The sequence below is a fragment of the Arenibaculum pallidiluteum genome (genome assembly GCF_017355985.1).
Taxonomy (GTDB): domain Bacteria; phylum Pseudomonadota; class Alphaproteobacteria; order Azospirillales; family Azospirillaceae; genus Arenibaculum; species Arenibaculum pallidiluteum.
The window spans coordinates 391,611-416,437 of sequence record NZ_JAFIQU010000002.1 but is presented as its reverse complement, the minus strand read 5'-3'; the positions used below and the strand labels follow the sequence as shown (position 1 = coordinate 416,437).

Below are 24,827 nucleotides of genomic sequence, written 5' to 3'. Positions count from 1 at the left end.
TGCGCCGACCCGCGCGCGCAGTCAAGTGAACCGACGCGCCGACAAGTCTGTGACGGCGCGCATAGGGGCCGGGCGGGCGAGTGGATAAATTTACCTTCGCCGTGGTATAGACCACGGAAGACCGGTCCCCGGCACTTGGGCCAAATTGACGCCACGGGCGTCGCTGAATCGGGATCTCGCCATGTCGTCCCTTGAAGGCTCGGCCGCCTTTGTCGCCGCGCCGGGATTCCGCACCCCACGCACGCCGACCGTGTCGGTCGTGATCCCCTGCTACAACGAGGCCCAGAACATCACCGCCCTGTTCGAGCGGCTGCTGCCGGTTCTCGACGCCATGCCCGTCGCCTGGGAAGTCGTCTGCGTGAACGACGGCAGCCGCGACGACACGTTGGCACGGCTGATGGAGGTCCATCACCAACGTCCGCAGGTCAAGGTCGTCGACCTGTCCCGCAACTTCGGGAAAGAGGCCGCGTTGAGCGCCGGCCTGGCCCACGCGCGGGGCGACGCCATCATTCCCATGGACGCCGACCTGCAGCACCCGCCCGAGCTGCTGCCCGAGCTCGTCGCCCGCTGGCAGGAGGGTTATGACGTCGTCATCGCCGTGCGCCATGCCCGCGTCGGCCAGAGCCTGCGCCACAGGGTGATGGCTCGGGCCTTCTACTGGGCCTTCGATCGCATGTCCGAGGTGCCGCTGCCCCGGGAGGCCGGCGACTTCCGCCTGATGGACCGCAAGGTCGTCGACATCGTGAACCGGATGCCCGAGCGTACGCGCTTCATGAAGGGCATCTTTGCCTGGGTCGGCTTCCGCCAGACCTCGATCCGTTACGAGCAGGGCGACCGGGCGGGCGGCAAGACCACGTGGAACTTCCTGAGGCTGCTGCGCTTCTCGCTGGACGGGCTGACGGCCTTCTCGGTCTTCCCCCTGCGGGTCTGGGGCCTGATCGGCGGCCTGATCTCGCTCTTCGCGTTCGTCTACATCGTGATCCGCCTGCTGCGCACGGCGATCTTCGGCATCGATGTGCCGGGCTATGAATCGATCATCGTCACCGTCCTGTTCCTGGGCGGCATCCAGCTCCTGACGCTTGGGATCATCGGCGACTATCTCGGCCGGGTCTTCAACGAGGTGAAGGGCCGGCCGCTCTATATCGTCCGTTCCGCCCACGGGCTCGACTCCCCCGATGTCGATCCCATAGCCGCCGCCGATGCGGCGGCCGTCCGCGCCGCCGAATGAGCCCATCCCCGTGAGCCAGCAGACCGCCGACTTCATCGGCTTCGACACCAGCATCGGCGCCTCGCCTGCGCGGTCAATCCCGCAGGTCCAGCGCTCGGCCTGGGACCAGTGCGCCCGGCTGCTGCTGCTGGCGCTGCTCGTCCTCTCCTGCATGACCTTCCTCGACTACGGCGTGACGACCGACGAGGAGGTCCAGCACATCTACGGAAAGCGCCTGCTGTCCTTCTACCTCTCGGGGTTCCAGGACATGTCGGCCTTCACCTTCAAGGACCTGTTCCGGTACGGCGGGTTGTTCGACCTGATGGTGGCGGTCCTGATCCCCGTCTCGCCGTTCGAGGAGTACGAGACGCGCCACCTGCTCTCGGCGCTGTTCGGCGTCGTCGGCGTCGCCGGCACCTGGCGGCTGGGCCGGCTGGTCGCGGGTCCGCGCGCCGGCTTCATGGCGGCGCTGCTGCTGGCCCTGAGCGGGGTCTACTACGGGGGCATGTTCAACAACACGAAGGACGTCCCCTTCGCGGCCGGGATGGTGTGGTCGCTCTACTATGCAACGCGTCTGGTGCTGCTCCTGCCCCGGCCGCGGCTGGGCCTCGTGCTGCGCTTCGGCGCGGCCGTCGGCCTCACCCTGGGCATCCGGGTGGGCGCGCTGTTCCTCGGACTCTATCTCGGCGTCGCGATCCTGGCCCATCTCGTCCATGTCTGGCGCCGGGGCGGCTTCGGGGCGGCCCTGGGCGACGCCTGGGGGACGGTGGTCGCGCTCTGGCCCTGCCTCCCGGTGATTTACGCGCTGATGGCTGCGCTCTGGCCCTGGTCGGTGTTCGAGCCGCTGAATCCGATCGTGGCGCTTCAGGCCTTCTCGCACATCCCGTTCACGCTGCAGACCCTGTACTTCGGCGAGCTCGTCTACGCCAGCGATCCGCCGGCCCTGTACCTGCCGGCCTATCTCCTGATCAAGCTGCCCGAGGCGCTGGTGATCGGGACCATCCTGGGGGCGCTTCGCGGCGCCATCTGGCTCGCGGCTTCGCGCCGCGGCGGCTGGGCCGCGGCAAGACCCTGGCTGATGGTGGGGCTGGCCGCCTTCCTGCCAATCGTGCTGTTCATGATCTTCAGGCCGACGATCTACAACGGCATCAGGCACTTCCTCTTCATCGTGCCGCCCATGGCCGTGATTGCCGCGCGCTTCTTCGACGACGCCTGGGCGGCGGTCGAGCGTCTCGGCCGGCGCGCCGGCCAGGCGGCCGCGGCGGTGCTTGCGACCGTGTGCCTGCTGTACGCCTTCCAGCTTGGCAAGATGCATCCGAACCAATACGTGTACTACAACCAGTTCGTGGGTGGCATCCAGGGCGCCTACGGCCGCTTCGAGATGGACTACTGGGGGAACTCGCTGCAGGAGGCGACCCGCGAGTTGGTGGCGCTGGTCGAGCGCGAGAACGACGGCAATCCGCCGGACCGCACCTACACGCTCTCGATCTGCGGAAACCCGCTGGCCGTGCGCGGCGAACTGCCTTCCTGGCTTCGCATCGTCGACGGGACGGCCGAATGGCGCAACGCCGACTTCTTCATGGCCTTCACCCAGGTCCGCCGCTGCCCGCAGCTCCTGGACGGGCAGCCGGTGATCGAAATCTCGGCCGAGGGCGTGCCGCTCTCGGTCGTCAAGGACCGCCGCGAGCCGCAGGAATGATGCGGCGGGCCGGGTCTCCCGCGGAAGACCCAGCCCGCCGTGCCATTCAGGCGTCCTGGGCCAGGCGGATGCCGGTCATGCAGTGGCGCATTTGCGGCGCAAGGGCTTGCCGGAAGGTCGGCCGCATCAGCTCGGCCGGGGTCAGGCAGGACCCGCCGCGCAGGACCATCAGCCCCGACAGGAAGCGCCCGTTCCATTCGGCGAAGCCCTCGTGGCTCGCCTTGAAGCGCGGGTAGGGCGCGTAGGACGAGACCGTCCATTCCCAGCAGTCGCCGAACATCTGCCAGGGGCCCTCCTCGGCGCAGCTGGCCGGGACGGGATGGAGCCGGTCGTTCTGGAGCAGGTTGCCCTCGACCGGGCGATCCTGGGCGAACAGCTCCCATTCGGTCCCGGTCGGCAGGCGCTTTCCGGCCCAGCGGGCGAAGGCGGCGGCCTCGTAGAAGCTGACGTGGCATACGGGCTCGGCATCGGCCAGGGGGCGCAGCCCGGCCAGCGTGAAGACCGCCCACTCGCCGTGGCGCTTCTGCCAGTAGAGCGGCGCGCGCCAGCCCTCGCGCTCGGCCAGCGCCCAGCCCTCTGCAAGCCAGAGCGAGGGCTTCTCGTATCCGCCGTCGTTCACGAAATCGCGGTACTCGCCGCAGGTGACGAGGCGTCCCGCGAACTTGTAGGGATCCTGCCAGGCGCGGTGCCGCGGCCCCTCGTCGTCGAAGGCGAAGCCGGGTCCCTCGTGCCCGATCTCGACGAGGCCTCCCGCCTGGGTGATCCAGCGCTGTGGCATGGCGTTGCCCGACGGTCCGCCGGGAGCGTCGCGCAGCGCCGGCTGCTGGGGCAGCGACCACAACGCGTGCTTTGCGTCGGACAGCATATGCTCCTGATGGCGCAGTTCGTGCTGGACGGCGATGGTCACGGCCCGCTCGACCGCGTCCAGGCGCGCGCCGGGAACCTGCCGGATCAGCCGGACGACGGCGGCATTCACGTGGTCACGGTAGCGTGTCACCTCATCCAGCGAGGGGCGCGATAGCCGCCCGCGCTGGTCCGCGGAAAGGTGGTGGCCGCCGCGCCGCTGGTGCCCGTCGAAGAGGTAACCGTAGGAATCGTCGAAGGCGGTGTAGCCCTGGCACTGGCCGACCAGCACCAGGTGCTCGAGAAGCCATGTCGTATGCGCGAGATGCCATTTCACCGGGCTCGCCTCGGGCATCGACTGGATCATCTTGTCCTCGGCGCTGAGTGCCGCGACGAGCCCCGTGCTCCGGGCCCGGACGCGCTGCAGCAGCCGCATCAGCCGTTCGCGTCGTTCCTCCTCGGACTTGCGGGTATCAAACCGCGCAATCTTCTCGGAACGGGTGAGGTCCAGTGCCGTCTCAGCCATTGGTGCTGCTCCCTAGAACGCGCAAACAGCGTAACCCGGCGGCCGTGCCTCCAGCGCATCGCCGTGGGCTTAATCCTTCCGTGGTCGTTACATTCGGCCATCCGGCCTAATTGCGGAGTTGCCGAACGGCCGGGCCCCTGTCCGCATGCCAGAGGCCCCAATGACCGCCCAGTCCCGCCTCCTCCACGTCCTTCCACGGCTGGTCGAAGCCTTCCAGCCAGTACCATTCGAGGTCCGTCCCGCGCGTCGCGTCCCGCCAGAGATCCAGGAAGAGCTCCTGGTTCCCAGGGCTCGGGACCGCGCCCCCGCGCACCGGCCCCTGCCGCGGCCATCCGATCTCGGTCACCACGACGGGCTTTCCGGGATATGCTCTGCGCAGCTCCTCGATGCGGCCCAGCAGGTAGGCTGGCGCCTGCTCGGCGGGAACACCGTCCCAGTACGGCAACAGGTGAACGGCAAGGAAGTCAGCAGCCTCGGCCAGGGCGGGTGTCTTCAGCCAGACATGCCATGGCTCCGAGGTCGAGACCGGCAGCCCGGTCCGCGCACGCGCCTGGGCCATCATCGCGGCGAGCTCGTCCGGCCGGACATCGGCCCGCCAGATCGCTTCGTTGCCGACGAGCAGCCGCGTCACCGCCCCCGGATGGTTTCTGGAGAGCGCGACCAGCCGGTCGAGCTCGGCCGCGTTCCAGGCGGGCTCGTGGGAGATCCAGGCGCCCTGGACGACCCGAAGCCCCTCGCGTGCCGCGGCGGGAGGCACGTGCTGCGAGCCGTTGCTGGCGGCATAGGTCCGCAGCCCGCGGCAATGCGGCGCCATCAGCGCGACGTCGCGCGCGACCTGCTCCGCGGTCGGGGCGTCGCCCCGGTTGGGATCCTGGCCTCGCTGATAGGGAGCATAGCTGATCCCGGAAAGGCCGAGCCGGGGCGTCGCCATCTCGGTGGGCCGTGTCTCGGCACCCCGTGTCTCGGCGCCCTGGACCGTTGCCGCGATGGGCAGTAGGACGGTCGATGCCATGACCAGGGACCGGAGAAACCTCATGTTCACTCTCCACGAACGTCTTGCGTCGGATACGGCGCCTGTGGCGGCGCTGACGCTATGCGAGGTGCTGCTGATGGACAACGCCGCATGGCCCTGGCTGATCCTGGTGCCGCGCCGCCCGGGCCTGCGCGAGATCCACGATCTCGCCGCCGCCGACAGGACCCTCCTGGTCGAGGAGACCGCGGCCGCCTCGCGCGTTCTCCAGCGCCTCCACGCCCCCGACAAGCTGAACGTCGCTGCCATCGGCAACATCGTCGAGCAGCTCCACGTCCACGTAGTGGCGCGCCGGAAGGACGACCCGGCCTGGCCAAACCCCGTCTGGGGCTCGGGGCTCGGAGAGCGCTACGCGCCCGATGCCCGCGACGACGCCGCTGCCCGGCTGCGCGCGGCCTTCACCGATGGCCCGCTTGGCTGATCCGCAGGTTCCATCGGGGACCGCGCACCGCCTGGGACCGGCGGCCGTCGCATGCGCCCTGCTCCTGGTGGGGTGCGGCATCGACGATGGGCAGGCGCGCATATGCCGATCCCTGATCGCGGCTTTCGAGGACGATCCGGCCGCCCTGTCCTGGCGCCCGGCCGAGCCGCACCCAACGGCGCCGCATGGGGTGCGCCTGCCCTATGCGGCGCCCGGCCCGGCAGGTGGCGAGCATTGGATCGCCTGCAGTTTCAGGGGCGGCGCGTTCTCGGAAGGGCGCCTCGCGCTGGAAGGCGTGGCGACCGACCGGACTGGCGCCCTGAACCCCGCCCAGATGCGGTTCATGGAAATCGCGCTGGCGCCGCCGCGCGCGCCCTTGGCGCTGCCAGGACCCTCGGCTGATCAGGCCGCTCGTCCAGCGGCAGCCGGACGGTCGGCGCTTTATCTCGCCCAGCAACTCCTGAACGCGACCGGTCTCTGCTGCGTCTACGGTCTGCTGGCAATGGGCTATTCCCTGGTCTACGGCGTCCTGCGCCGGGTCGACTTGGCCTTCGGCGGGCTCCTGATGACCGGCGCCTATGCCGCAGTGATCCTCGTGGTGCTGCTCGGCATGGCCGGCCTTGGCGGGCAGCCGCTCCTGCTCGCGCCTGTCCTGGCCCTGGTCATGGGCCTGGTGGGGCTGCAGGGCTGGGCCGTCGAGCGGCTCGTGCACCGGCCGCTGGTCGGCACGCGTGGCCAGGCGCCGCTGGTCGCCTCCCTCGGCCTTGCCATCGCCCTGTCCGAGGGTGTGCGGCTGCTCCAGGGCACCCGCGACCGCTGGCTGGCGCAGCCCTTCTCCGGCACGCTGGTGCTGGTGGACGCGCCCGGCTTCCCGCTGACCGTCACCCTCGGCCAGATCGCGGTGCTGGCCCTGACCGCCGCCCTCGCGGGCGGCGTGCTCTCCCTGCTGCGCCGGACGGGCCTCGGACGCGCCCTGAGGGCCTGCGCGGACGATATGGGCGCCGCGGCGCTGGTCGGCGTCGATACCCGGCGCGCCGTTGCCGCCGCCTTCGCGCTCGGCGGCGCGCTGGCCGCGGCGGCGGGACTGGTGGTGGCGCTGCACTACGGCGGCGTGAACTTCTTCATGGGCTGGGCCATCGGGTTCAAGGCCCTGGCCGCTGCGGTCGTGGGCGGGATCGGATCGGTCCCGGGGGCGCTGCTGGGCGGCGTGCTGATCGGCCTGCTGGAGACTCTCTGGACGGGCTACTTCGACACCGGGCAGAAGGATATCGCCATCTTCGTCCTGCTGACCGCGTTCCTGATCCTCCGCCCCGACGGCCTGCTCGGGCAGGCGCGGGACCGGGGTGACTGAGGGGCGGGGGGAGGCGCATCGCGGCGGCTGCCTGGGACAAAAGCGCGACCGAATGCGGACAGGGGCGCCGCCGCAGCCGCAGCCTGTTAGTTTTGGGTAGGAATACCCCATTCGGAGTAGCGGCATGGAGCCGGGACCCACCCCGCCGCAGGCCCTGTTCGACGTGCTCGAGGATTTCGTGAAGCGTGCCGACGAGGACCGCCGCGCGTCCTTCGTCATGGCGGTCACGGCGCTGAGCCTCATGATCGATGCCGGCGTCGCCACCACGGACCAGACAGTCGCGCGCATCGACCGGATCCGCGACAGCCTGCCCCCCGCCCTGCGGACGGAGCGGCTCGACCGCCAGGTGGAGCTGGTGCAGGGCTGGCTGCGCTTTCGCGCGGGAACCGAGGAGAGCGGCGCCGGGACGGGCCCCGTAGGGAAGGCCCGGCCCGGGCCGCGCTGGACGCCCGAGGTGATCCCGGGCGGCGGGTCCGGGCCCGACCGCGGCTAGTGGTGCGAAGCGGACTTCCGGGCAAGAAAAAGGCCCGCCAGGTGGCGGGCCCTTCCTCGTCTCGCTCGATCAGCCCTCGGCGGCCTGGCGCTCGGCCTTCTTGCGCTCGTTCGGGTCGAGCAGGCGCTTGCGCAGCCGGATCGACTTGGGCGTGACCTCGACCAGCTCCTCGTCGTTGATGTAGCTGAGCGCGCGCTCCAGCGTCATCTTGATCGGCGGCGTCAGCTTCACCGCCTCGTCCTTGCCGGCGGCGCGGATGTTGGTGAGCTGCTTGCCCTTCAGCACGTTCACCTCGAGGTCGTTGCCCCGGGTGTGCTCGCCGATGATCATGCCCTGGTAGACCGGAACGCCGGCGTCGATCAGCATCGGCCCCCGATCCTCAAGGTTCCACAGCGCATAGGCGACCGCCTCGCCGTCGCCGTTGCTGATCAGCACGCCGGTATGGCGCGATGCGATCGGGCCCTTGTACGGGGCGTAGCCGTGGAACAGGCGGTTCATCACCCCCGTGCCGCGCGTGTCCGTCAGGAACTCCGAGATGTAGCCGATCAGGCCGCGCGACGGAGCATGGAAGACCAGCCGCGTCTTGCCGCCGCCCGAGGGACGCATCTCGATCAGGTCGGCCTTGCGTTCGGAGAGCTTCTGGACGACCGCGCCCGAGTACTCCTCGTCCACGTCGATCACGACCTCCTCGATGGGCTCGAGGCGCTGGCCGCTGACGGCATCGGACTTGAAGAGAACCCGCGGGCGCGAGATCGACAGCTCGAAGCCCTCGCGGCGCATGGTCTCGATCAGGATGCCGAGCTGCAGCTCGCCGCGGCCGGCCACCTCGAAGGCGTCGCCGTCCGGGGTCGGCGTGATGCGCAGCGCAACGTTGCCCTCGGCCTCGCGCAGCAGGCGGTCGCGGATCATGCGCGAGGTCACCTTGTCGCCCTCGCGGCCGGCCAGCGGGCTGTCATTGACCGAGAAGGTCATGGCGAGGGTCGGCGGATCGATCGGCTGGGCCGGGATCGCCTCGGAGACCGCGGGATCGCAGATCGTGTCGGCGACGGTCGCCTCCTGCAGGCCGGCCAGGGCGACGATGTCGCCGGCCTCGGCCTCCTCGATGCCGACGCGCTCCAGGCCGCGGAAGGCCAGGACCTTGCTCACGCGCCCGGTCTCGATGACCTTGCCGTCGCGCGACAGGGCCTTGATGCTCATGTTCGGGCGGACCTTGCCCGAGGCGATGCGGCCGGTCAGCAGCCGTCCGAGATAGGGGTTCGCCTCCAGCGTCGTCGCCAGCATGGTGAAGGGCGCGTCGGGATCGACCTTGGGCGCCGGGACGTGCCTGCGGACGAGCTCGAACAGCGGCCGCAGGTCCTTGCGCTCGCCATTCTCGAGGTCGTCGGTGGCCCAGCCGTTGCGGCCCGAGGCGAACAGCGTCGGAAAGTCGAGCTGCTCGTCGCTGGCGTCCAGGCTCGCGAACAGGTCGAAGATCTCGTCATGGACCTCGTGTGCGCGGGCGTCGGGACGGTCTACCTTGTTGATCACGACGATCGGACGCAGGCCGAGCTTCAGCGCCTTGCCGACGACGAACTTGGTCTGGGGCAGGGGGCCCTCGGCCGCGTCGACCAGCACCACCACGCCGTCGACCATGCTCAGGATGCGCTCGACCTCGCCGCCGAAGTCGGCGTGGCCCGGCGTGTCCACGATGTTGATGCGCGTGCCGTCCCAGAGGACCGAGGTGGCCTTGGCCAGGATGGTGATGCCCCGCTCCCGCTCGAGGTCGTTGCTGTCCATCGCGCGCTCAGCGACCTGCTGGTTCTCGCGGAAGGCGCCGGACTGACGCAGCAGGGCGTCGACGAGGGTGGTCTTCCCATGGTCGACGTGGGCGATGATGGCGATGTTCCGCAGATCCATGTATCGGGTCTCTGTCCTGGCCGTGGCTGGTGCGCGCGGCACCGGGCCGCATAAAAAGAAACAACCGGCCTCGATGGACTCGGGCCGGGTTCCTGCTGCGGCGCAGTATATGAATCCTGCGCATTGTTGCAAGCCGCGCGCGCCACAGATTGTCCCTGGCGGCCCGGGTGACAAGGGGCTTTTTTCAGGAACATGGCGGGCCAGGCGGTGTTTTCGCTCAAATGTCATAACAAAGGGGAGGACTTGGTGGCGGGACCGCTGCATCCGATGCGACTGGCGGCGGTGTTCGCCGTGCTTGCCCTCTGCTTCGCCGGTGCGCCAGCCCGGGCCCAGCAGACGCCCTACGAGCCCACGCTGACGGGGGTCGACGACGGCGAACTCGCCGATCTGATCCGCTCGACCGCCTCTCTGTTTCGCCTGCGCGACGAACCGCCTCCCTCTCCCGTCGGCCTGCAGCGCCGCGCCGATTCCGACCGAGACAGCATGGTCGCGGCGCTCCGCTCCTTCGGCTATTACGAGAGCGCGATCGACATCCGCATCGATACGGCGGCGAGCCCGGCGAAGGTCGAGGTCGCCATCGAGCCGGGGCCGCTCTATCGCTACGACGACCTCGCCGTCACCGGCCCGGAGGACGAGGCCGTTCCCGAGCTCGAGATCGACCGGCGGGCGCTCGGCCTCGAGGAGGGGGAGCCGGCCCGCGCGCGCAACGTGGTCGATGCGGAGGGGCGCCTGACGGGGCAGCTCGCCGGCAAGGGCTTCGCCTTCGCGAAGGTTGCCGACCGGCGCGTCGTGATCGATCGCTCGGACAAGACCATGGACATCACCTATGTGGTCGAGCGCGGGCCGCTGGTGCGCTTCGGGCCCGCCACGATCACCGGCCTCGAGCAGGTCGAGGAGCGCATCGTCCGCAACCGCCTGCCCTGGACCGAGGGCCAGGTCTACGACGCCGCCCTGGTCGAGGAGGCGCGCCAGTCCATCGCGGCGCTCGGGCCCTTCGGGGCAGTGCGGGTCGCGCTGGCGGAAGAGCCCGGGCCCGAAGGGGTGACGCCGCTCTCGATCACGATCGACGAGCGGCCGCCCCGGGTGATCGGCTTCGGCTTCGAATACTCCTCGATCGACGGGTTCGGCGCGAACGCCCGCTGGGGCCACCGCAACCTGTTCGGCGGCTCGGAGAGCCTCGACGCCAACATCCGCTGGTCGCGCATCGGGCTGGATGCCAGCACCGACAGCGTCGAGGACTCGAACTTCTCGGCCGAGGTCGCCTTCCGCAAGCCGGACTACCTGCTGCGGAACCAGACCCTGCTCCTGGGCATCCAGGTGCTGCGCGAGAACGCCGAGGCCTATATCCGCGACGCGGTGGTGCTGAACGCGGGCTTCGAGTACCGGCTGACGCCCGACCTGTCGGTGCGCTACGGCATCCAGGGCGACAAGTACCGCGATCGCGCCAACGAGTTCAGGACCTCGGGCACGCTGGTGGGGCTGCCGCTCGGGATCGCCTGGGACAAATCAGACGACCTGCTAAATCCGACCCGCGGCTTCCGCACCGACCTGGAGGTGACGCCGCTGAAGCAGCTTGCCGAGGGGTCGGACTTCGTGGTCGGGCGCTGGACGACCTCGGGCTACCATGACATCGCCGCGGATGGGAACTACGTCCTGGCGGGCCGGGTCAGCCTCGGGTCGATCGTCGGATCCTCGCTCTCGGGAATCCCGCCGCACCGGCGCTTCTTCTCCGGCGGCGGCGGCTCCATCCGCGGCTACGGATACCAGGAGGTCGGTCCGCGGGACAGCTTCGGAGACCCGCGCGGCGGGCTCAGCCTGTTCGAGAGCAGCATCGAGCTCCGCTACAAGCTCACCGAGAGCATCGGCGTCGTGCCCTTCGTGGATGCAGGCAACGTCTACGACACCAACTTTCCGAAGATCGGGTCGGACCTCAAATACGCGGCCGGCCTGGGCGCGCGCTACTACACCGGCTTCGGCCCGCTGCGCGCCGACGTTGCCGTCCCGCTGAACAAGGAGCCCGGCGATGCGAGCTGGGCCTTCTACATCAGCATCGGCCAGGCGTTCTGACATGCCGTTCCCCCCGGCGCGCGGACGCGGAAATCCCGTGAACCGTGGAAATCCCGTGAACCCAGGCGTTCGCCCGCGGTTGGTAGAGGCGCATCGCTCTTGCCGTGCCGCAGGCCTGCCGCACTCCTCCGCGAAAGTCGCTTCGTGAAAAGCCTGAAACCCCTTCTCATCGTCCTTTCGCTGGCCGTCGTTCCCGCAGCGGCGCTCGCCCAGGAGGACGGCAGCGGCTGGTTCGGCCGCGGCTGGCTGGGCGGCCGGATCCGCGGCCTCCTGGCCGGCCAGGTCGAGAACGCCGTGCCAGGACTGAAGATCGGCAGCCTGGACCGCGCCTCGCTGACGGGCTTCGATGCCCGCGACATCACGCTTGCCGACGGCACCGGAATCTGGCTGCGCATCGACCGGGCCCGGCTCTCGCTGCATCCGACCGAGCTGGCGCGGGGAACGCTGCACATCGAGGCCATGGAGGCCGGGACAGTCGCCATCGAGCGCCTGCCCGAGGGCGGGCAGCAGCCCGAGCCTCAGCCCGAACCCGGCGGACGGCCGGGCCTTCCCCAACTTCCCGACCTGCCGGTCAACGTGGTGATCGACCGGATGCAGCTCGACCGGCTCGACCTCGGGGCGCCGGTGCTGGGAGAGCCTGCAGCGCTGCGCCTCGCCGGGTCCGCGCGGCTCGGCGACCCGGAGCAGGGGCTCGGTGCGAAGCTGACCGGCGAGCGGGTGGACGGGCGCACAGGCAGCCTGAACCTCGATCTCGTCTATGCCCCGGCCAATAACCAGCTCGACATCGACCTCCGCGCGCAGGAGCCCGAGGGCGGGCTCGTGGCGGGCCTGATCGGGCTCGAGGGGCGTCCGCCCGTCTCGCTGGCCCTGGCCGGCCGCGGCCAGCTCTCGGACTGGGCCGGCCACCTGGAGGCGGAGGCCGGCCCCGGCCTGGGCGCAAGCGCCGACGCGACCGTCCGGCGCGAGGGCGAGAACTACCGGCTGACCGTTGCCGGGACGGGACGGGCCGACGCCGTCCTGCCCGATGCCGCGAAGCCGCTGGTGGGCGCCGATCCGCGCCTGGACGCCCAGGTCGTCTTCCCGCCTGCGGGCGGCATCCGCCTGGACCCCGCGACGCTACGCCTGGCCGCGGGACTCGCAAACTTGCGCGGCGACCTGGATACGGCGGCTGGGACGCTTGCGATGGACTGGCGCATCGAGGCCGGGGCCGATTCCGCGCTGCGGGCGCTTGCGCCCGATGCGCGCTGGGACAACGCGGTGCTGGCTGGCCGCGCCGAAGGGCGAATCGACATGCCTGCCGTGACCGCCACGGCCGAGCTCCAGGCCCCGGGATACGGACCCTATGGGGCTTCCGGGGCGCGCGTCGCCCTGTTCGCGCGCCCAGTGGAGGGTGCCGACGGCCGGATCGCCTTCACGGTCGACGGCGCGGTGCAGGAGGTCGCTGGGCTGGACCCGCAGCTCGCCCCGCTGGTGGGCGAGGCCCCGACGCTCACCGGGCGGGGCGAGGTCGACCTCGCCAGCGGCGATATCCGTCTCGACGATTTCCGCACGGCCTTGGCCGCCGGTTCGGTGAGCGGGACCGGCTCCGCCGCGGCATGGGGGCGCACGGCCCGGCTGCAGGCGCGAACCGAGGTGCCGCAGCTCGCCGCGCTCGCCCCGCTGGCCGGCCTGCCGCTCGAAGGCGGTCTGGCCCTCACGGCCGATGCCACCCTCGACGAGGGGCGCGCCGAGGCCAGGCTCGGCGGAGGCGCCACCGGGCTGCGGACCGGGATCGCCCCGGCCGATGCCCTGCTGGACGGCAGGCTCGACCTCGCGGCCCGGGTCCTCAGGACGGCCGAGGGGGCGCTTGCGGTCGAGGATCTCGCCCTCGATGCCGGGCATGCCAGGCTGACCGGCCAGGCCGGGCTGTCGGACGGGCGCATCGAGGCCGGCTGGCGCCTTCAGGCGCCCGACCTGCGCCCGCTGGGCCAGGCGCTCGGGACGGACCTGTCGGGCGCGGTGGCGCTGGACGGCACGGCAAGCGGCCCGCTCGACGCCATCGGGGTCCAGGCCCGCGTCGAGGGGCAGGACCTCGTGGCGGCGGGAACGCCGCTCGGGGCACCGACCGTCACGGCGACCGCGGCCGGCCTTCCGGCGGCGCCGCGCGGACGGGTGGACGCGCGTCTGAGCTATGCCGACCAGCCCGTGGAGCTCGGCGGCGACTATGCTCTCGACGGGCAGCGCCTGGCGCTTTCGGAGCTTGGGCTCGGAATCGGCCCCGCGCGCCTTGCCGGGCGCGTCGACGTGGATCTCGCCGGGGCCTCCGGGCCCGCGGCCATCGGCCGGCTCGATGGCCGCGTGGCCGATCTCGGCGCCTTTTCGGGGCTCGCGGGACAGCCCCTGGGCGGGGCGGGAACATTGGCCCTCGTGCTCTCGGCGCCCCAGGGCCGCCAAGCCGCGGAGCTGACGGTGGCGCTCTCGGACCCAAGGCTCGGGCCGGTCGGAACGCCGACCGCCGGGGCGCGGCGCCTCGACCTCGCCGCCAGGGCCTCGGACCTGCTGGGCAGGCCGCAGGGCCGGGTCGAGCTCCAGGGCGCCGACGTGGCGGCGGGCGGGCTCGCCTTCCCGCGGCTGACCGCGCAGGCCGAAGGGTCTGCCGCCGATGCCAGATTTTCCGCCGATGCCGAGGGGCAGACCGCGCTGTCGGTCGCGGGAGCCTATTCCCAGGTGCGGGAGGGCCCGCGCATCCGGCTGGATCGCCTGCGGGCCCAGGTGCCGGACCAGAGCTTCACCCTGGTGCGGCCGGCGACCATCACCGCCGGGAACACGCTGGTCGTCGACGACCTGACGGTCGAGGCATCGGGCGGCGGGCGCATCTCCGCCCGGGCGAGGCTCGGCGAGCGGCAGCTCGACGGGCGCATCGCGCTGGAGCGGGTTCCCCTGGCGCTCGCGCGGCTGGTGAGTCCCGGCCTGGCGCTGGAGGGCGCGGTCGAGGGCGAGGCCACGCTCTCCGGGACGCGGCAGGATCCCCGCGCAGCGCTCGACCTCCGGGTCGCCGGGGCGAACCAGGCAGCATTGCGCGGTACCGGCGTGCGGCCCGTCGATGCGACGTTGAGCGCGCGGCTGGCCCGTGGCCGGCTCGACGGCGACCTGTCTCTGCGCTCCGAGGATCGCGCCGTCGACCTGCGCGCGAATGCGGGGCTTCCGGTGCGTGTCGGCCCGGACCTCGTCCCCGTCCTGTCGCAGGCGGCGCCGCTGACCGGCACGGTCACGGGTGGCCTGCGGCTGGAGCCGCTGAACGACCTGCTGGCCGCGAGCGGCGACAGGGTGGCCGGGCGGGCGTCCGTGGACCTGCGCGTCGGCGGGACGCTCGCCGACCCGGCCCTCTCCGGCACCGCCGATCTGACCGGCGGCCGCTACCAGAACCAGGCGGCGGGAACGGTGATCGAGGCCATTGAGGCACGGCTGGTGGGGTCCGGGCGGGCGCTCCGCATCGAGCGCTTCACCGGCAATACGCCCGAGGGCGGAACGGTGCGCGCCGAAGGCGCGCTGGACCTCGCGCCGGGCGCGCCGCGCCCCATCGATCTCCGCGTCGTTCTCGACCAGGCGCGGGTGGTGCAGAACGAGCTTGCCATCGTCACGACCGATGCGGACGTGACCGTCCGCGGCACCTTCGCCCGCAGCGAGGCCCGGGGCACGGTCCGCGTCCGGCGGGCCGAGATCTCGGTGCCCGACCGGCTGCCGCCGAGCGTGGTCTCCCTGGACGTGATCGAGGTCGATCGGAGCGGGGCCAATGCGCCGCGCAACCTGCGCACGGCCTCGCTGCCGATGCCGCCACGGCGCAAGCCCCAGGCCGGGGCCGGGGGAGCGGCCGCGGGCGGACCGGCGGGGCAGGGCGGGGCGCCGCAGGGTGCCTTCGTGCTGGCGCTCTCCATGGTGGTCGAGGCGCAGAACCAGATCTTCGTGCGCGGGCGCGGTCTGGACGCCGAGCTCGGCGGCCGGCTGAACATCGACGGCACGGCCGCCGACCCGGCGATCAACGGGGCGCTGTCGCTGATCAAGGGCGAGATCAACGTGATCGGGAAGCGGTTCGTCTTCGACCAGGGCAGTATCAATTTCGTTGGAGACACCACCCCGGTGCTGGATCTCGCGGCCGAGGCCGATGCGGGTGACGTGACGGGTCGCGTCACCGTGACCGGACGCGTCGCGTCGCCCGAGATCACATTCACCTCGGACCCGCCCCTGCCCCAGGACGAGGTGCTGGCGAGGGTCCTGTTCGGAAAGGGCGTGAATGAGCTCTCGGCCTTCGAGGCCGTGCAGCTGGCCCAGAGCGCGGCCCAGCTCGCGGGCATCGGCGGCGGCGGCTCGGGATTCCTGGACCGTATCCGGCGCGCGGTCGGAGTCGACCGGCTGGAGGTGACCGGCGGCAGCGGCGGCCAGTCGGGCGGCTCGGCGGTCGAGCCGGGCCTGGCGGCCGGACGCTACGTCAGCGACCGAGTCTATGTGGGTGTGGAGCAGGACGTGGGCGGCGGAAGCCGCGCGACGGTCGAGATGGACGTCACCGACACCACCAAGCTGGAGGCCGACCTGGGCGGCCGGAAGGGCAGCTCGGTCGGCGTCCAGTTCGAATGGGAGTACTGAGATTCCGGAGGGCTTCCCCGGCGGGGTCAGCCCTTGGGCTTCGCAGGCTCGGCCGCCGGCGGCGGCGCGGCGGCAAGCCTGCGGACCACGCCCGCGATGTCGTCGCGGATCTTGACCGCCTGGGCCTTCTCGGCCTCGCCGGCCTCGTTGAAGAACACCGTGAAGAGGCGGTTCTTGGTCAGGTAGAACAGCATCGCCACCGTGATCTGGCGGCCCTGCTGGTCGCAGGTCGCCTCGGCGGTGCGGATGTCGATCCCGGCCACGGTGCTGGTGGCCGCCGGGTTCGCCACGAAGGGCCCGGGGCAGCGTTCCTTCAGGCCGCCGAGATAGACCTCGCTGAGCTTGTCGAGCGTGGCGTCCGGCGGGGCCTGGATCTCGCGTACGCCGCTGTAGACGGGGCCCACGCGCCATGCGAAGTCGGCCGGGCGCTGCTCGGGCGGCAGGCGCGACAGGTCGAGAAGCTGGATCTGCTCGATCCCCGCCTGGACCAGCAGCATGCGCAGCGCGTCCGGGATCGGCGGCGGGCCGGGGGGCTGGCCCTGCTGGGCGCCGGCACTCCGCGCGCCGGCAGGCTTGCCGCCGGCCCCGCGCTCGGAGCAGGTCCTGAGCTCGCCCAGCGCCTTCCCGGTGCCCTTGAGCTGGAACACGGCCGTGTCCTGCGGCCCCTGGATGCTGAGCCGGTTGCCGCGCCGCATCCCGTCGAAGAGCTCGCTGTCGGTGCCGGTGGGCACCACGATCAGGTCCTGCTCGTTGGCGACGCCCTCGAGCCGACGCTGGATCTTCCCGTCCAGCGAGACCGTCAGCGGGAACTTGGTGCCCTTGGTCAGCCCGGCCTTGGGGATGCCGACGGCGAGGTTGACCTCGCCGCGCGGCGTGCGCGCGACGATCAGCGCCAGGCCGTTGGAATAGCGTGCCTCGGCGACGCAGTAGGCCAGGGCGCCGCCCTGGCCCGCGACCTGCGTGATCCGCCAGTCGGCCGCGGGCGCCGCGGGCTCGGCCGGCGCGGCGGCCGCCGCACCCTGGGGGCGGGTTGGGGACTGGGCGCCCTGGCCGGCAGTCTGCGCCTGGGCCGCGGCGGCCCCGAGCAGGATCCAGGAGGCGGCGGAAAGAAGCGCGATGTGTCTCACGGCGGCTCTGGGGTCCGGGGCTGGGTCGGGGCACCCTAGTGCAAGTCGCGGCACGATTTGAACCGCTAATTGGGCCGGCATGCCCAGGGGCCGGTCCATCGGGGGGCACCGGTGGTCCAGTGACCGCGGTCCGTGGTGCGGCCGAGTCGCGGCCGGGACCGCTAGGGCGCCTCGGGCAGCCTCGCCAGAAGCCGCCCGCGCGCCGGCTCGTCCAGGAAGGCACCCTCAAGCGCCGTGCGGGTCGCCGCCAGAAGCGCGGCTTCGGTCCAGCCGAAGCCGGCGCGCGCGAAGGCGTATTCCCCGCCGATCGTCGTGCCGAAGTAAGGCGGGTCGTCGCTGTTCAGCGTGACCGCGCAGCCGGCGTCGCGCAGCCGGTTCAGCGGATGGGCCGCGGCATCCGGGTAGACGCCCGTGCGCAGGTTGCTGGTGGGGCAGACCTCCAGCACGGTCCCGGCGGCGGCGAGCCGGTCGAGCAGGGCGGGGTCCTCGGACGCCCGGACGCCGTGTCCGATCCGGGACACCGGCAGATGATCCAGCACGTCGCGCACGCTGTCGGGTCCGGCCGCCTCGCCGGCATGGGCGGTGCAGCCGAGGCCGGCTTCCTCGCGCGCGATGCGGAAGGCCGGCGCGAAGGCTGCCGCGGAATGCCGGTTCTCGTCACCGCCCATTCCGAAGCCGGTCAGCAGCGGATGCGGGTTCCGGGCGCAGGCGCGCGCCAGCTCGATCGCGCGCTCCGGCCCGAAATGGCGAACGCAGGTGACGATGATCCTCGCCTCGATCCCATGGGCCGCGCGGGCATCCTCGATGCCGGACGCGACGCCCGCCAGATGCGCCTCGAAGGACAGGCCGGCGAGCGCGGCATGATCGGGCGAGGCCATCACCTCCACATAGATCGCGCCCTCGGCCGCGCAGTGGCCGAGATACTCGCGCGTGACGTCGCGGTAGTCCTCCTCCGTGCGGATCGCCGAGGCCGCGTCGTCATAGGCCCGCAGGAAATGCAGGAAGCCCGTCCACAGGAACCGCCCGTCCGCGGAGAAGAGCCCCTCTGGCAGGCTCATGCCGTTGCGCGCGGCCAGGCGCCGGACCAGCGTCGGCGTTGCGGTACCCTCGAGATGGACGTGCAACTCGGCCTTGGGAAGCCTGTCGTCCGTCGGGAGGCTCGGCTGCGCGTCCAAGGCGGCGCTTCAGAACGGGTGCTCGGCCGTCGCCGCGCCAGCGCGCAGGGCGCGGTGCCGCACGGCCTCGCGGTGGACGATGTAGAGTCCGGCCGCCGCCACGATCCCGGCCCCGACGAACACGATGGAATCCGGCCATTCGCCGAAGAACAGCCAGCCGAAGCTGATGCCCCAGAGCAGGCCGGTATACTCGAACGGCGCGAGGGTCGCCGCCGGGGCCCGGCGGAACGCGTTGGTCATGAGGAGCTGGGCGAGGCCGCCCACGATGCCCGTGCCCACCAGCATGGCGAGGTCGGCGGCGCTGCGCGGGGTCACCCAGGCCGGCAGCATCGCGGCGGCGCCCGCGAGGGTGCAGGTCAGCGTGAAGTAGAAGACGATGGAGACCGTCGTCTCGGTCGCGCTCAGCTTCCGGATCGTCACCATCGCCAGGGCATAGAGCACCGTGCCGGCCAGGCACAGCAGAGCCGCGGCGGAAAGGACATCGGAGCCCGGGCGCAGGATCACGAGGACGCCCGCGAAGCCGACCAGCACCGCGCACCAGCGCCGCCAGCCGACCTGCTCGCCCAGCATCGGCCCGGCGAGCGCGGTCAGCATCAGCGGGGCGGCGAAGGCGATCGCGTAGACCTCGGCCAGCGGCAGGCTCGCGTAGCTCGCGAAGAAGCAGGCCATGGAGCCGAGGCCCGCGCAGGACCGCGCCACATGGGCCAGCGGGCGCCGCGTCTTCAGCATCCCCAGGCCGCCCGACCGGGCCACGGCGACCCCCAGCGGCAGAAGCGCGAAGCAGGAGCGGAAGAAGACGAGCTGGGCCGTCGGGTAGGCCGAGGCCAGCGCCTTGATCATGGCGTCCATCACCCCGAACAGGGCGATCGCCAGCAGAATGCTGACGATACCTCGCAGGGTTTCCGAGGCGGCGGGCGCGGCGCCGGCGGAGGGCATTGCGGTCATCGTCCGACCATACCCGTCCCCGCGCGCGGAAACGAGGCGGCGCCCGCGCAACCCAGACCCGACCCTTCCTGTTGAGGCCGGCACCGAGGACCCGCACGACCCGACCGGGAGGATGCCATGGACGAGGATGCGATCCGCCGCCGCGCCTACGAGATCTGGGAGCGCGAGGGGCGGCCCCAGGGGATGGAGGCCGAGCATTGGAACCGGGCGCGCCTGGAACTCGCCGACGAGAACGGCAGCCGCAGCGGCACCGGAGGCGGCACCGGATGGACGATGCCGGTCGATGCCGAGGCCCTGCACGGCAGCGATGCCGTCGACCGGCCGGCTGAGGACCGGCCGGCCGAGGGAGGCGGCGCGCCGGAGCGGGTCGACGTGGGCGGGCGGAAGGCGCGCCGCCGGGCTCCCGAGCGCGACATGGGCGAGGGCGGCGGCGCCTGACCTGGTTCTGACCCGGGGGCATGCGCCGGAGCGCCGCCGGCAGGGCCCGCGCCTCAGGTCGGGGTGGCCCCCGCATACTGCCCCGGCGTTGCCGCGACGTGGCGCTTGAAGACGCGCTGGAAATGGGCCTGGTCGGCGAAGCCGGCCTCCAGCGCGACCTCGACGATGGGCCGGCCGCGCCGCAGCTCCTGCTGTCCGAACCTGATGCGCCGGTTCGTCTGGTAGGCGTGCGGGGTCAGCCCGTAGCGGGCCTTGAACGCGCGGACGAGATAGGACGGCGACAGGCCGGAGGCCTCGGCGATCTCCTCGAGCCGCAGCGGACGCGTGCAGTTCATGGCGATGAAGTCGGCCGCCCGCGACAACGCCAGGTGACCGGCCGTCCCTTCATCCTTTCCGGCGAGCCGGCCGTCCAGCGCGGCGAAGAAGGCGGTTGCCGCGTCGTTCTTGGCCGGAGCCCCGGTCGTAGCATCGAAAAGGACGTCGAAAAGGCGGTTCAGGGCCGCATGGAGGGCCGGGCTGGTGCTCACGGCCGGGCCGAGGGGCTGGAACTCCGCCCTCTCCTGGACCTCCGCCAGCCAGCCGGGATCCACATAGAGCATGCGATAGGACCAGGGCAGGTCCCCCAGCGGGTTGCAGGCATGGACCTCGTCGGGGTTCATCAGAACCACGGCGCCGGCCGCGACCTCGTGGCGGGCGCCGCCGATGCGGAATTCGTTTTGCCCGCCGGTGATGGCGCCGATGGAGAAGGTCGGGTGGCTGTGCGGGTCGTAGCAGGTCGCGCGGCCGTTCGAGACCTCCCGCGCCTCCAGATGCGGCAGGCCGGGATCGCGCCAGAAGCGATGGGGATCGACGGGACGGCGGGGCATGGAGGCTGCTTCCACAGGGGGCTGATCGCGATCCGAAGGGCGATACTGGGCCGGCCTCCTGCGCGGCGCAAGCCGGCCGACGGTCTATGGCTACGGCCCGGCCGCCATGCCGGCGGCCCCGAGCGCCAGCAGCACCGCCATGGCCCGGTTGAAGAGCCGCATGCGGCGCGGATCGGCGAGCAGCTCGGCCAGACGGGCGCCGGCATAGGCCCACAGGGCGATCGATCCGTAGCAGATCACGAAGTAGAGCGCGACGAAGCTCCAGACCAGGACCGCGCCGCCCCCGGAGGCAAAGGCGCCCATGCCGGCCATCGCGGCGATCCAGGCCTTGGGATTCAGCCATTGCAGCGTCGCTCCTGCCAGCAGCGACGGCGGGGATGCCGCGGTGCCGGCCGAGACGCGCCCGGAGGCCCGCCAGAGCCGCCACGCCATGTGGAGCAGGAAAGCGATCCCGGCCACGCGCGATGCGTCCGCCAGCGCGGGCGCACGCACGAGCGCCTCGGCGAGGCCAAGGCCGGCAACCAGCAGCAGCGCCGCGAAGCCGACCGTCGCCCCCGTGACGAAGGCGATGCTGCGGCGGAAGCCATGGTGCACGCCGCTCGCGAGCGCGAGGGCATTGACGGGGCCCGGGGAGATCGAGGCGGCCAGTGCGAAGGACGCCATGGCCAGAAGGAGAGCGACCGACATGACGCATCTATCTCATCAGAGGCAGATGGCCGGTCAGCGAGCGCACCAGCGCCGCCGGGCCATGGAGGCCGAGGCCGAGATAGCGCAGCCCGTCGCGGCGGATGTCGGCGATATCCGCCGTGTAGTCCTGGTAGGTCTTCGCGCGCTGCGCGGTCTCCGTGACGTCGACGAGGTACAGCCCGGCCGGCTCCTGCCGTTCCGCCCTGGCGCGCAGGTCGCGCAGCCCCTCCGCATCGGCGGCGAGAATCGGCAGCACGACCGTGGTGATCCCGGGATGGCGCAGGCCGTCCCCGTCGAGCACGTCCGGCCCGACGAGTTCGGGGCGGGCCCGGCCCAGCGACATTGCCAGGATGGCGGCGGTGTTGGCGATCAGTCCCGGGGGCAGGGACCGGTCGATCACGAAGGCGGTGCGCGTCACGTCGTCCTCTGGAAGGCGGGGTTACAGCCGCTTTCTTGAAGGAGGACCGGCGCCGCGTATTGAAGGAAATTGCCCTGCCCGGGCCGAGCAGGCGGCTCCTAGGCGCCGGCCGCGACCACCAGCGCCGCGGCCCCCGCGCCCGCGAAGGCGGAGAGCAGCGCGTTGCGCGTTGCCGTCATGGCGAGCGCGCCGACCACGGCGCCGCAGGGACCCGCGAGCCCGCCCGAGGCGAGCGCGCTGGCCGCCACCATGGCGGCCAGCAGCGTTCCCGGCAGGTGCTTCAGCAGGCGCAGGAGCCAGCCCGGCAGGGGCATGATGCCCGCGGCCCAGAACCCCGCCGCGCGGGCGAGGAAGCAGACGAGCCCGAGCGCCAGGATGGTCCCGACGGCCATGGCGTCACCGCTCATCGCCGGCCATCCTGACCAGGGCTCCCGTGAAGCCGCCCGCCAGCACGGCCCAGCTCGTTCCGATCCAGGGCAGGGCCAGCGCCGCGACGAGCACCGCCACGACCCAGCCCGGAAGGTCGCGCCGGCCCTTCCAGAGATCCGGCAGCATCACCGCGAACATGGTCAGGGTCAGGAAGCCCGCGGCCGTGGCGAGATAGCCTTCGGGCGGCTTCGGCAGGACGTGGCCGATGGTGGTCCCGGCGATCCAGGCCACGTACATCCCCAGGCTGCTGCCGAGCAGCACGCCCCAGGTGTCGCGGCCGGTCTGCGAAGCCTTGAGCGCGAGCACCCAGCCCGGATCCGTCAGCAGCGCCATCAGCCCGTAATGGCGCGGGCCGGGCCGGTGGCCCCCGCCTGGGGCCAGCAGCGGCCGCAGCACGGCGCCCATCGCGAGATAGCGCGCGTTCACCGAAGCCGCGGCCAGCAGGATCGCGGCCAACGGCAGCGCGTCGCCCCAGAACTGGATGGTGGTCAGCTGCGCCGTTCCGGAGAAGGCGATCGCGCTCATCAGCGAGGCGAGGGTCAGCGAGATCCCCTTCTGCGCGCTGAGCCAGCCGAAGACCATGCCGGAAAGACCGGTGCTGATGACGAAGGGCATGCCCCAGCGGAGCCCCAGGCCGACCCCGTCCGTCCAACGCCCCATTCCCGCCCTCTCTCCCCGTTCGACGATCAAGGCGTACAGGAAGGGTCGGCGCCCATCCATACGGATATCCGATCGCGGGCAAAGCCGGCTTCCGGTGTTGCGCCGGTGCGCTATCCTCGCGCCGGAGGAGCGCGCCGCGGCGGCGCGTCCAAGGTGAAGGAGCGGTCCATGGGCCTCCATCCGGAGGGGGCGCGGCGGATGGTCGAGCTGGCCCGGCGGAACCTGGGAGAGGTGCTGGACGCCGGGGCGGAGATCACGGCGCTCTCGGCCAATGCCCTCTCGCGCAACGAGGCGCAGGATCACTATAACGCTGCGATCCGCGGCATGATGGCTCCGGGCGAGCGCATCGCCTGCGCGCCGGGCTGCGCGGCCTGCTGCCACAACACCGTCCTTGCCGCGCCGGCCGAGGTGCTGGTGATCGCGGCTTGGCTCAGGGCGTCGCTGGAGCCAGGCGCCCACGCGGCGCTCCTGGACCGGGTCCGGGGCGCCGCCGAGCGCGATCGCGGCCGGCCGGTCCGCGGGAGGGTGGGCCCGTGCCCGCTGTTGGCCGGGCGCCGCTGCACGGTCTATCCCGTGCGGCCAGGTGCCTGCGCGGGCCATCTCTCGGGCAGCCGGACCGCATGCGAAGGCGATCTCGACAAGCGCCGTCGGGGCCTTCCCGGAAAGCCGATCCCCATCGTGCCGGAGAGCGCCGAGATCGCGGCGGCGATGCGTCTCGGCGCCGATCTCGCGGCGGTCGAGCACGGTCTCCAGGCCGACGACGTGGAGCTGGCCCCGGCGCTCGCCGCGGCCATGGCCGATTTCGAGGGGACGTTCGAGGCCTGGCGCGCGGGGCGCGAGGTGTTCGCGCCCGTCGCGTCCGAGGGGCAGCCCCGCGCCGCCGATCGTGCCCGGGCGGCAGCGCGTACCCTTGGGATCACGGCGCCCGTCCGCTGAGTCGTGCCGCGGGGTAATCTGCGCGCGATGCTTCGCGGCGCCTCCTGTTGACGGTTCTCCACCGCCCGCGCAGGAGGACGCCGATGGGCAACGACCAGCTCAGACAAGCGCCGGACGAGGCCACCGAAAGCCCCGGCCAGAAGGAATACGAGCGCAAGATCGAGAAGCTGCCGGAGATCAAGGACCAGCAGAACCGGCAGGAGGACGAGTCCGAGGGGCATCCCAGCTAAGTCCCTGCGACTTCTCTGCACCTTCTCTGCACCACCCCTCTGCGCCACCCGCGCGGCCGCCCGCTCTTCCCGGGCGCGACGGGCGGGTGGACGCGCGGCTCCGGCCCGGGCATGCTCCGCCCGCCGAACCTGGCCGGGAGGGGGCATGGCCGACGAGCACCTGATCACCGACTTGGCCGCGCTGGAGCGGCTCTACGGCACGCCGGGCGAGGCGTCGCTGCGCAAGGAGACCGACCGGCTCACGCCGGGCTACAGGGCCATGGTCGAGTCCTCGCCCTTCTTGGTGCTCGCCACCAACGGGCCTGAGGGGCTCGACGCCTCTCCGCGCGGTGACCAGCCCGGCTTCGTCGCCGTGGAGGACGAGCGCACGCTGCTGCTGCCGGACCGGCGCGGCAACGAGCGCATCGACAGCCTGCGGAACATCGTCGGCGATCCGCGAGTCGCCCTGCTGTTCCTGATCCCCGGCATCGGCGAGACGCTGCGGGTGAATGGCCGCGCCGCCATCTCGGCCGCGCCGGCGCTGCTCCAGCGCTTCGTCGTGGATGGCAAGGCGCCGCGCACCGTGCTGGTGATCCGCGTAGAGAAGGTCTTCTTCCAGTGCTCGCGCGCCGTGGTGCGCGCGCGGCTCTGGGATCCCGCGGGGCATGTGGAGCGCGCCGCCGTGCCGACCCCTGGGCGCATCCTGGCCGAGCTGGCCGCCGGGTTCGACGGCGAAGCCTACGACCGCGCGCTGCCCGACCGGGTGCGCCAAACACTCTACTGA

22 protein-coding genes are annotated in these 24,827 nt (G+C 71.9%); 11 read left to right on the top strand and 11 right to left on the bottom strand.

All coding sequences use genetic code 11. The features are described 5' to 3' along the window. Nucleotides 1-181 precede the first annotated feature (181 nt). Together JUB13_RS05955 and JUB13_RS05950 are read left to right on the top strand one after the other, a co-directional pair. Entirely contained in the window at nt 182-1,228 is a 1,047-nt protein-coding gene (locus tag JUB13_RS05955) for a glycosyltransferase family 2 protein (protein ID WP_207477869.1), read from the top strand. Nucleotides 1,229-1,238: 10 nt separating this feature from the next. Next, the gene (locus tag JUB13_RS05950; RefSeq protein WP_328702874.1) at nt 1,239-2,906 is read left to right on the top strand and encodes an ArnT family glycosyltransferase; all 1,668 of its coding nucleotides are present in this window, start codon (nt 1,239-1,241) and stop codon (nt 2,904-2,906) included. Nucleotides 2,907-2,952: 46 nt separating this feature from the next. Here JUB13_RS05950 and egtB read toward each other — a convergent pair whose 3' ends face one another. Next, nucleotides 2,953-4,275, bottom strand: a complete 1,323-nt coding sequence (gene egtB, locus JUB13_RS05945) for an ergothioneine biosynthesis protein EgtB (RefSeq protein ID WP_236024751.1) — start codon at nt 4,273-4,275, stop codon at nt 2,953-2,955. Nucleotides 4,276-4,381: 106 nt separating this feature from the next. Next, nucleotides 4,382-5,311, bottom strand: a complete 930-nt coding sequence (locus JUB13_RS05940; protein WP_207477867.1) for a glycoside hydrolase family 17 protein — start codon at nt 5,309-5,311, stop codon at nt 4,382-4,384. Here JUB13_RS05940 and JUB13_RS05935 point away from each other — a divergent pair. The 3 genes from JUB13_RS05935 to JUB13_RS05925 all read left to right on the top strand — a co-directional run bounded on the left by JUB13_RS05935 (nt 5,310) and on the right by JUB13_RS05925 (nt 7,570). After that, complete coding sequence (locus JUB13_RS05935; protein ID WP_207477866.1) at nt 5,310-5,726, top strand: HIT domain-containing protein; 417 nt, start codon at nt 5,310-5,312, stop codon at nt 5,724-5,726. The two genes, JUB13_RS05940 and JUB13_RS05935, sit on opposite strands and share 2 nt — an antisense overlap. Continuing rightward, entirely contained in the window at nt 5,719-7,077 is a 1,359-nt protein-coding gene (locus tag JUB13_RS05930) for a branched-chain amino acid ABC transporter permease (protein WP_236024750.1), read from the top strand. The genes JUB13_RS05935 and JUB13_RS05930 overlap by 8 nt, the downstream gene beginning before the upstream one ends. Before the next feature lie 124 nt (nt 7,078-7,201). Beyond that, complete coding sequence (locus JUB13_RS05925; RefSeq protein ID WP_207477864.1) at nt 7,202-7,570, top strand: hypothetical protein; 369 nt, start codon at nt 7,202-7,204, stop codon at nt 7,568-7,570. A gap of 69 nt (nt 7,571-7,639) precedes the next feature. Here JUB13_RS05925 and typA read toward each other — a convergent pair whose 3' ends face one another. Further along, the gene (gene typA / locus JUB13_RS05920; protein ID WP_207477863.1) at nt 7,640-9,466 is read right to left on the bottom strand and encodes a translational GTPase TypA; all 1,827 of its coding nucleotides are present in this window, start codon (nt 9,464-9,466) and stop codon (nt 7,640-7,642) included. Between the two features lie 246 nt (nt 9,467-9,712). Between typA and JUB13_RS05915 the strand changes: the two genes are divergently transcribed. Then, entirely contained in the window at nt 9,713-11,533 is a 1,821-nt protein-coding gene (locus JUB13_RS05915) for an autotransporter assembly complex protein TamA (RefSeq protein ID WP_328702873.1), read from the top strand. A 144-nt stretch (nt 11,534-11,677) separates the two neighbouring features. Beyond that, the gene (locus tag JUB13_RS05910) at nt 11,678-16,153 is read left to right on the top strand and encodes a translocation/assembly module TamB domain-containing protein (RefSeq protein WP_207477862.1); all 4,476 of its coding nucleotides are present in this window, start codon (nt 11,678-11,680) and stop codon (nt 16,151-16,153) included. Between the two features lie 26 nt (nt 16,154-16,179). Here the strand turns inward: JUB13_RS05910 and JUB13_RS05905 are convergent, their stop codons facing one another. The 3 genes from JUB13_RS05905 to JUB13_RS05895 form a co-directional block, all read right to left on the bottom strand. Beyond that, the gene (locus JUB13_RS05905) at nt 16,180-17,280 is read right to left on the bottom strand and encodes a hypothetical protein (RefSeq protein ID WP_207477861.1); all 1,101 of its coding nucleotides are present in this window, start codon (nt 17,278-17,280) and stop codon (nt 16,180-16,182) included. A 161-nt stretch (nt 17,281-17,441) separates the two neighbouring features. Then, the gene (gene add / locus JUB13_RS05900; protein ID WP_207477860.1) at nt 17,442-18,455 is read right to left on the bottom strand and encodes an adenosine deaminase; all 1,014 of its coding nucleotides are present in this window, start codon (nt 18,453-18,455) and stop codon (nt 17,442-17,444) included. A gap of 9 nt (nt 18,456-18,464) precedes the next feature. Next, nucleotides 18,465-19,400 (bottom strand): DMT family transporter, encoded by a 936-nt coding sequence (locus tag JUB13_RS05895; RefSeq protein WP_207477859.1) that lies wholly within the window; start codon nt 19,398-19,400, stop codon nt 18,465-18,467. A 117-nt stretch (nt 19,401-19,517) separates the two neighbouring features. Between JUB13_RS05895 and JUB13_RS05890 the strand changes: the two genes are divergently transcribed. Continuing rightward, nucleotides 19,518-19,838, top strand: coding sequence for a DUF2934 domain-containing protein (locus JUB13_RS05890; RefSeq protein ID WP_207477858.1), 321 nt, complete (start codon nt 19,518-19,520; stop codon nt 19,836-19,838). 53 nt (nt 19,839-19,891) lie between these two features. Here the strand turns inward: JUB13_RS05890 and JUB13_RS05885 are convergent, their stop codons facing one another. From JUB13_RS05885 to JUB13_RS05865, 5 genes are all read right to left on the bottom strand, one after another. Further along, nucleotides 19,892-20,704 (bottom strand): helix-turn-helix transcriptional regulator, encoded by an 813-nt coding sequence (locus JUB13_RS05885; protein WP_207477857.1) that lies wholly within the window; start codon nt 20,702-20,704, stop codon nt 19,892-19,894. A gap of 90 nt (nt 20,705-20,794) precedes the next feature. Beyond that, nucleotides 20,795-21,391 carry a LysE family translocator gene (locus JUB13_RS05880; RefSeq protein WP_207477856.1) on the bottom strand — a complete coding sequence of 199 codons (597 nt, stop codon included), beginning with the start codon at nt 21,389-21,391 and terminating at the stop codon, nt 20,795-20,797. Nucleotides 21,392-21,398: 7 nt separating this feature from the next. Continuing rightward, a complete protein-coding gene (locus tag JUB13_RS05875) occupies nt 21,399-21,809 on the bottom strand; it encodes a DUF2000 domain-containing protein (protein ID WP_207477855.1) in 411 nt (136 codons plus the stop codon). A gap of 98 nt (nt 21,810-21,907) precedes the next feature. Then, a complete protein-coding gene (locus JUB13_RS05870; protein ID WP_207477854.1) occupies nt 21,908-22,216 on the bottom strand; it encodes an AzlD domain-containing protein in 309 nt (102 codons plus the stop codon). Beyond that, nucleotides 22,206-22,898, bottom strand: a complete 693-nt coding sequence (locus JUB13_RS05865; protein WP_207477853.1) for an AzlC family ABC transporter permease — start codon at nt 22,896-22,898, stop codon at nt 22,206-22,208. Before JUB13_RS05865 ends, JUB13_RS05870 begins: the two co-directional genes overlap by 11 nt. 168 nt (nt 22,899-23,066) lie before the next feature. Here JUB13_RS05865 and JUB13_RS05860 point away from each other — a divergent pair, with 168 nt between their 5' ends. The 3 genes from JUB13_RS05860 to JUB13_RS05850 all read left to right on the top strand — a co-directional run bounded on the left by JUB13_RS05860 (nt 23,067) and on the right by JUB13_RS05850 (nt 24,827). Further along, nucleotides 23,067-23,834 carry a YkgJ family cysteine cluster protein gene (locus JUB13_RS05860; RefSeq protein ID WP_207477852.1) on the top strand — a complete coding sequence of 256 codons (768 nt, stop codon included), beginning with the start codon at nt 23,067-23,069 and terminating at the stop codon, nt 23,832-23,834. Between the two features lie 83 nt (nt 23,835-23,917). Then, the gene (locus JUB13_RS05855) at nt 23,918-24,064 is read left to right on the top strand and encodes a hypothetical protein (protein WP_207477851.1); all 147 of its coding nucleotides are present in this window, start codon (nt 23,918-23,920) and stop codon (nt 24,062-24,064) included. 145 nt (nt 24,065-24,209) lie between these two features. Beyond that, nucleotides 24,210-24,827, top strand: a complete 618-nt coding sequence (locus JUB13_RS05850; protein WP_207477850.1) for a pyridoxamine 5'-phosphate oxidase family protein — start codon at nt 24,210-24,212, stop codon at nt 24,825-24,827.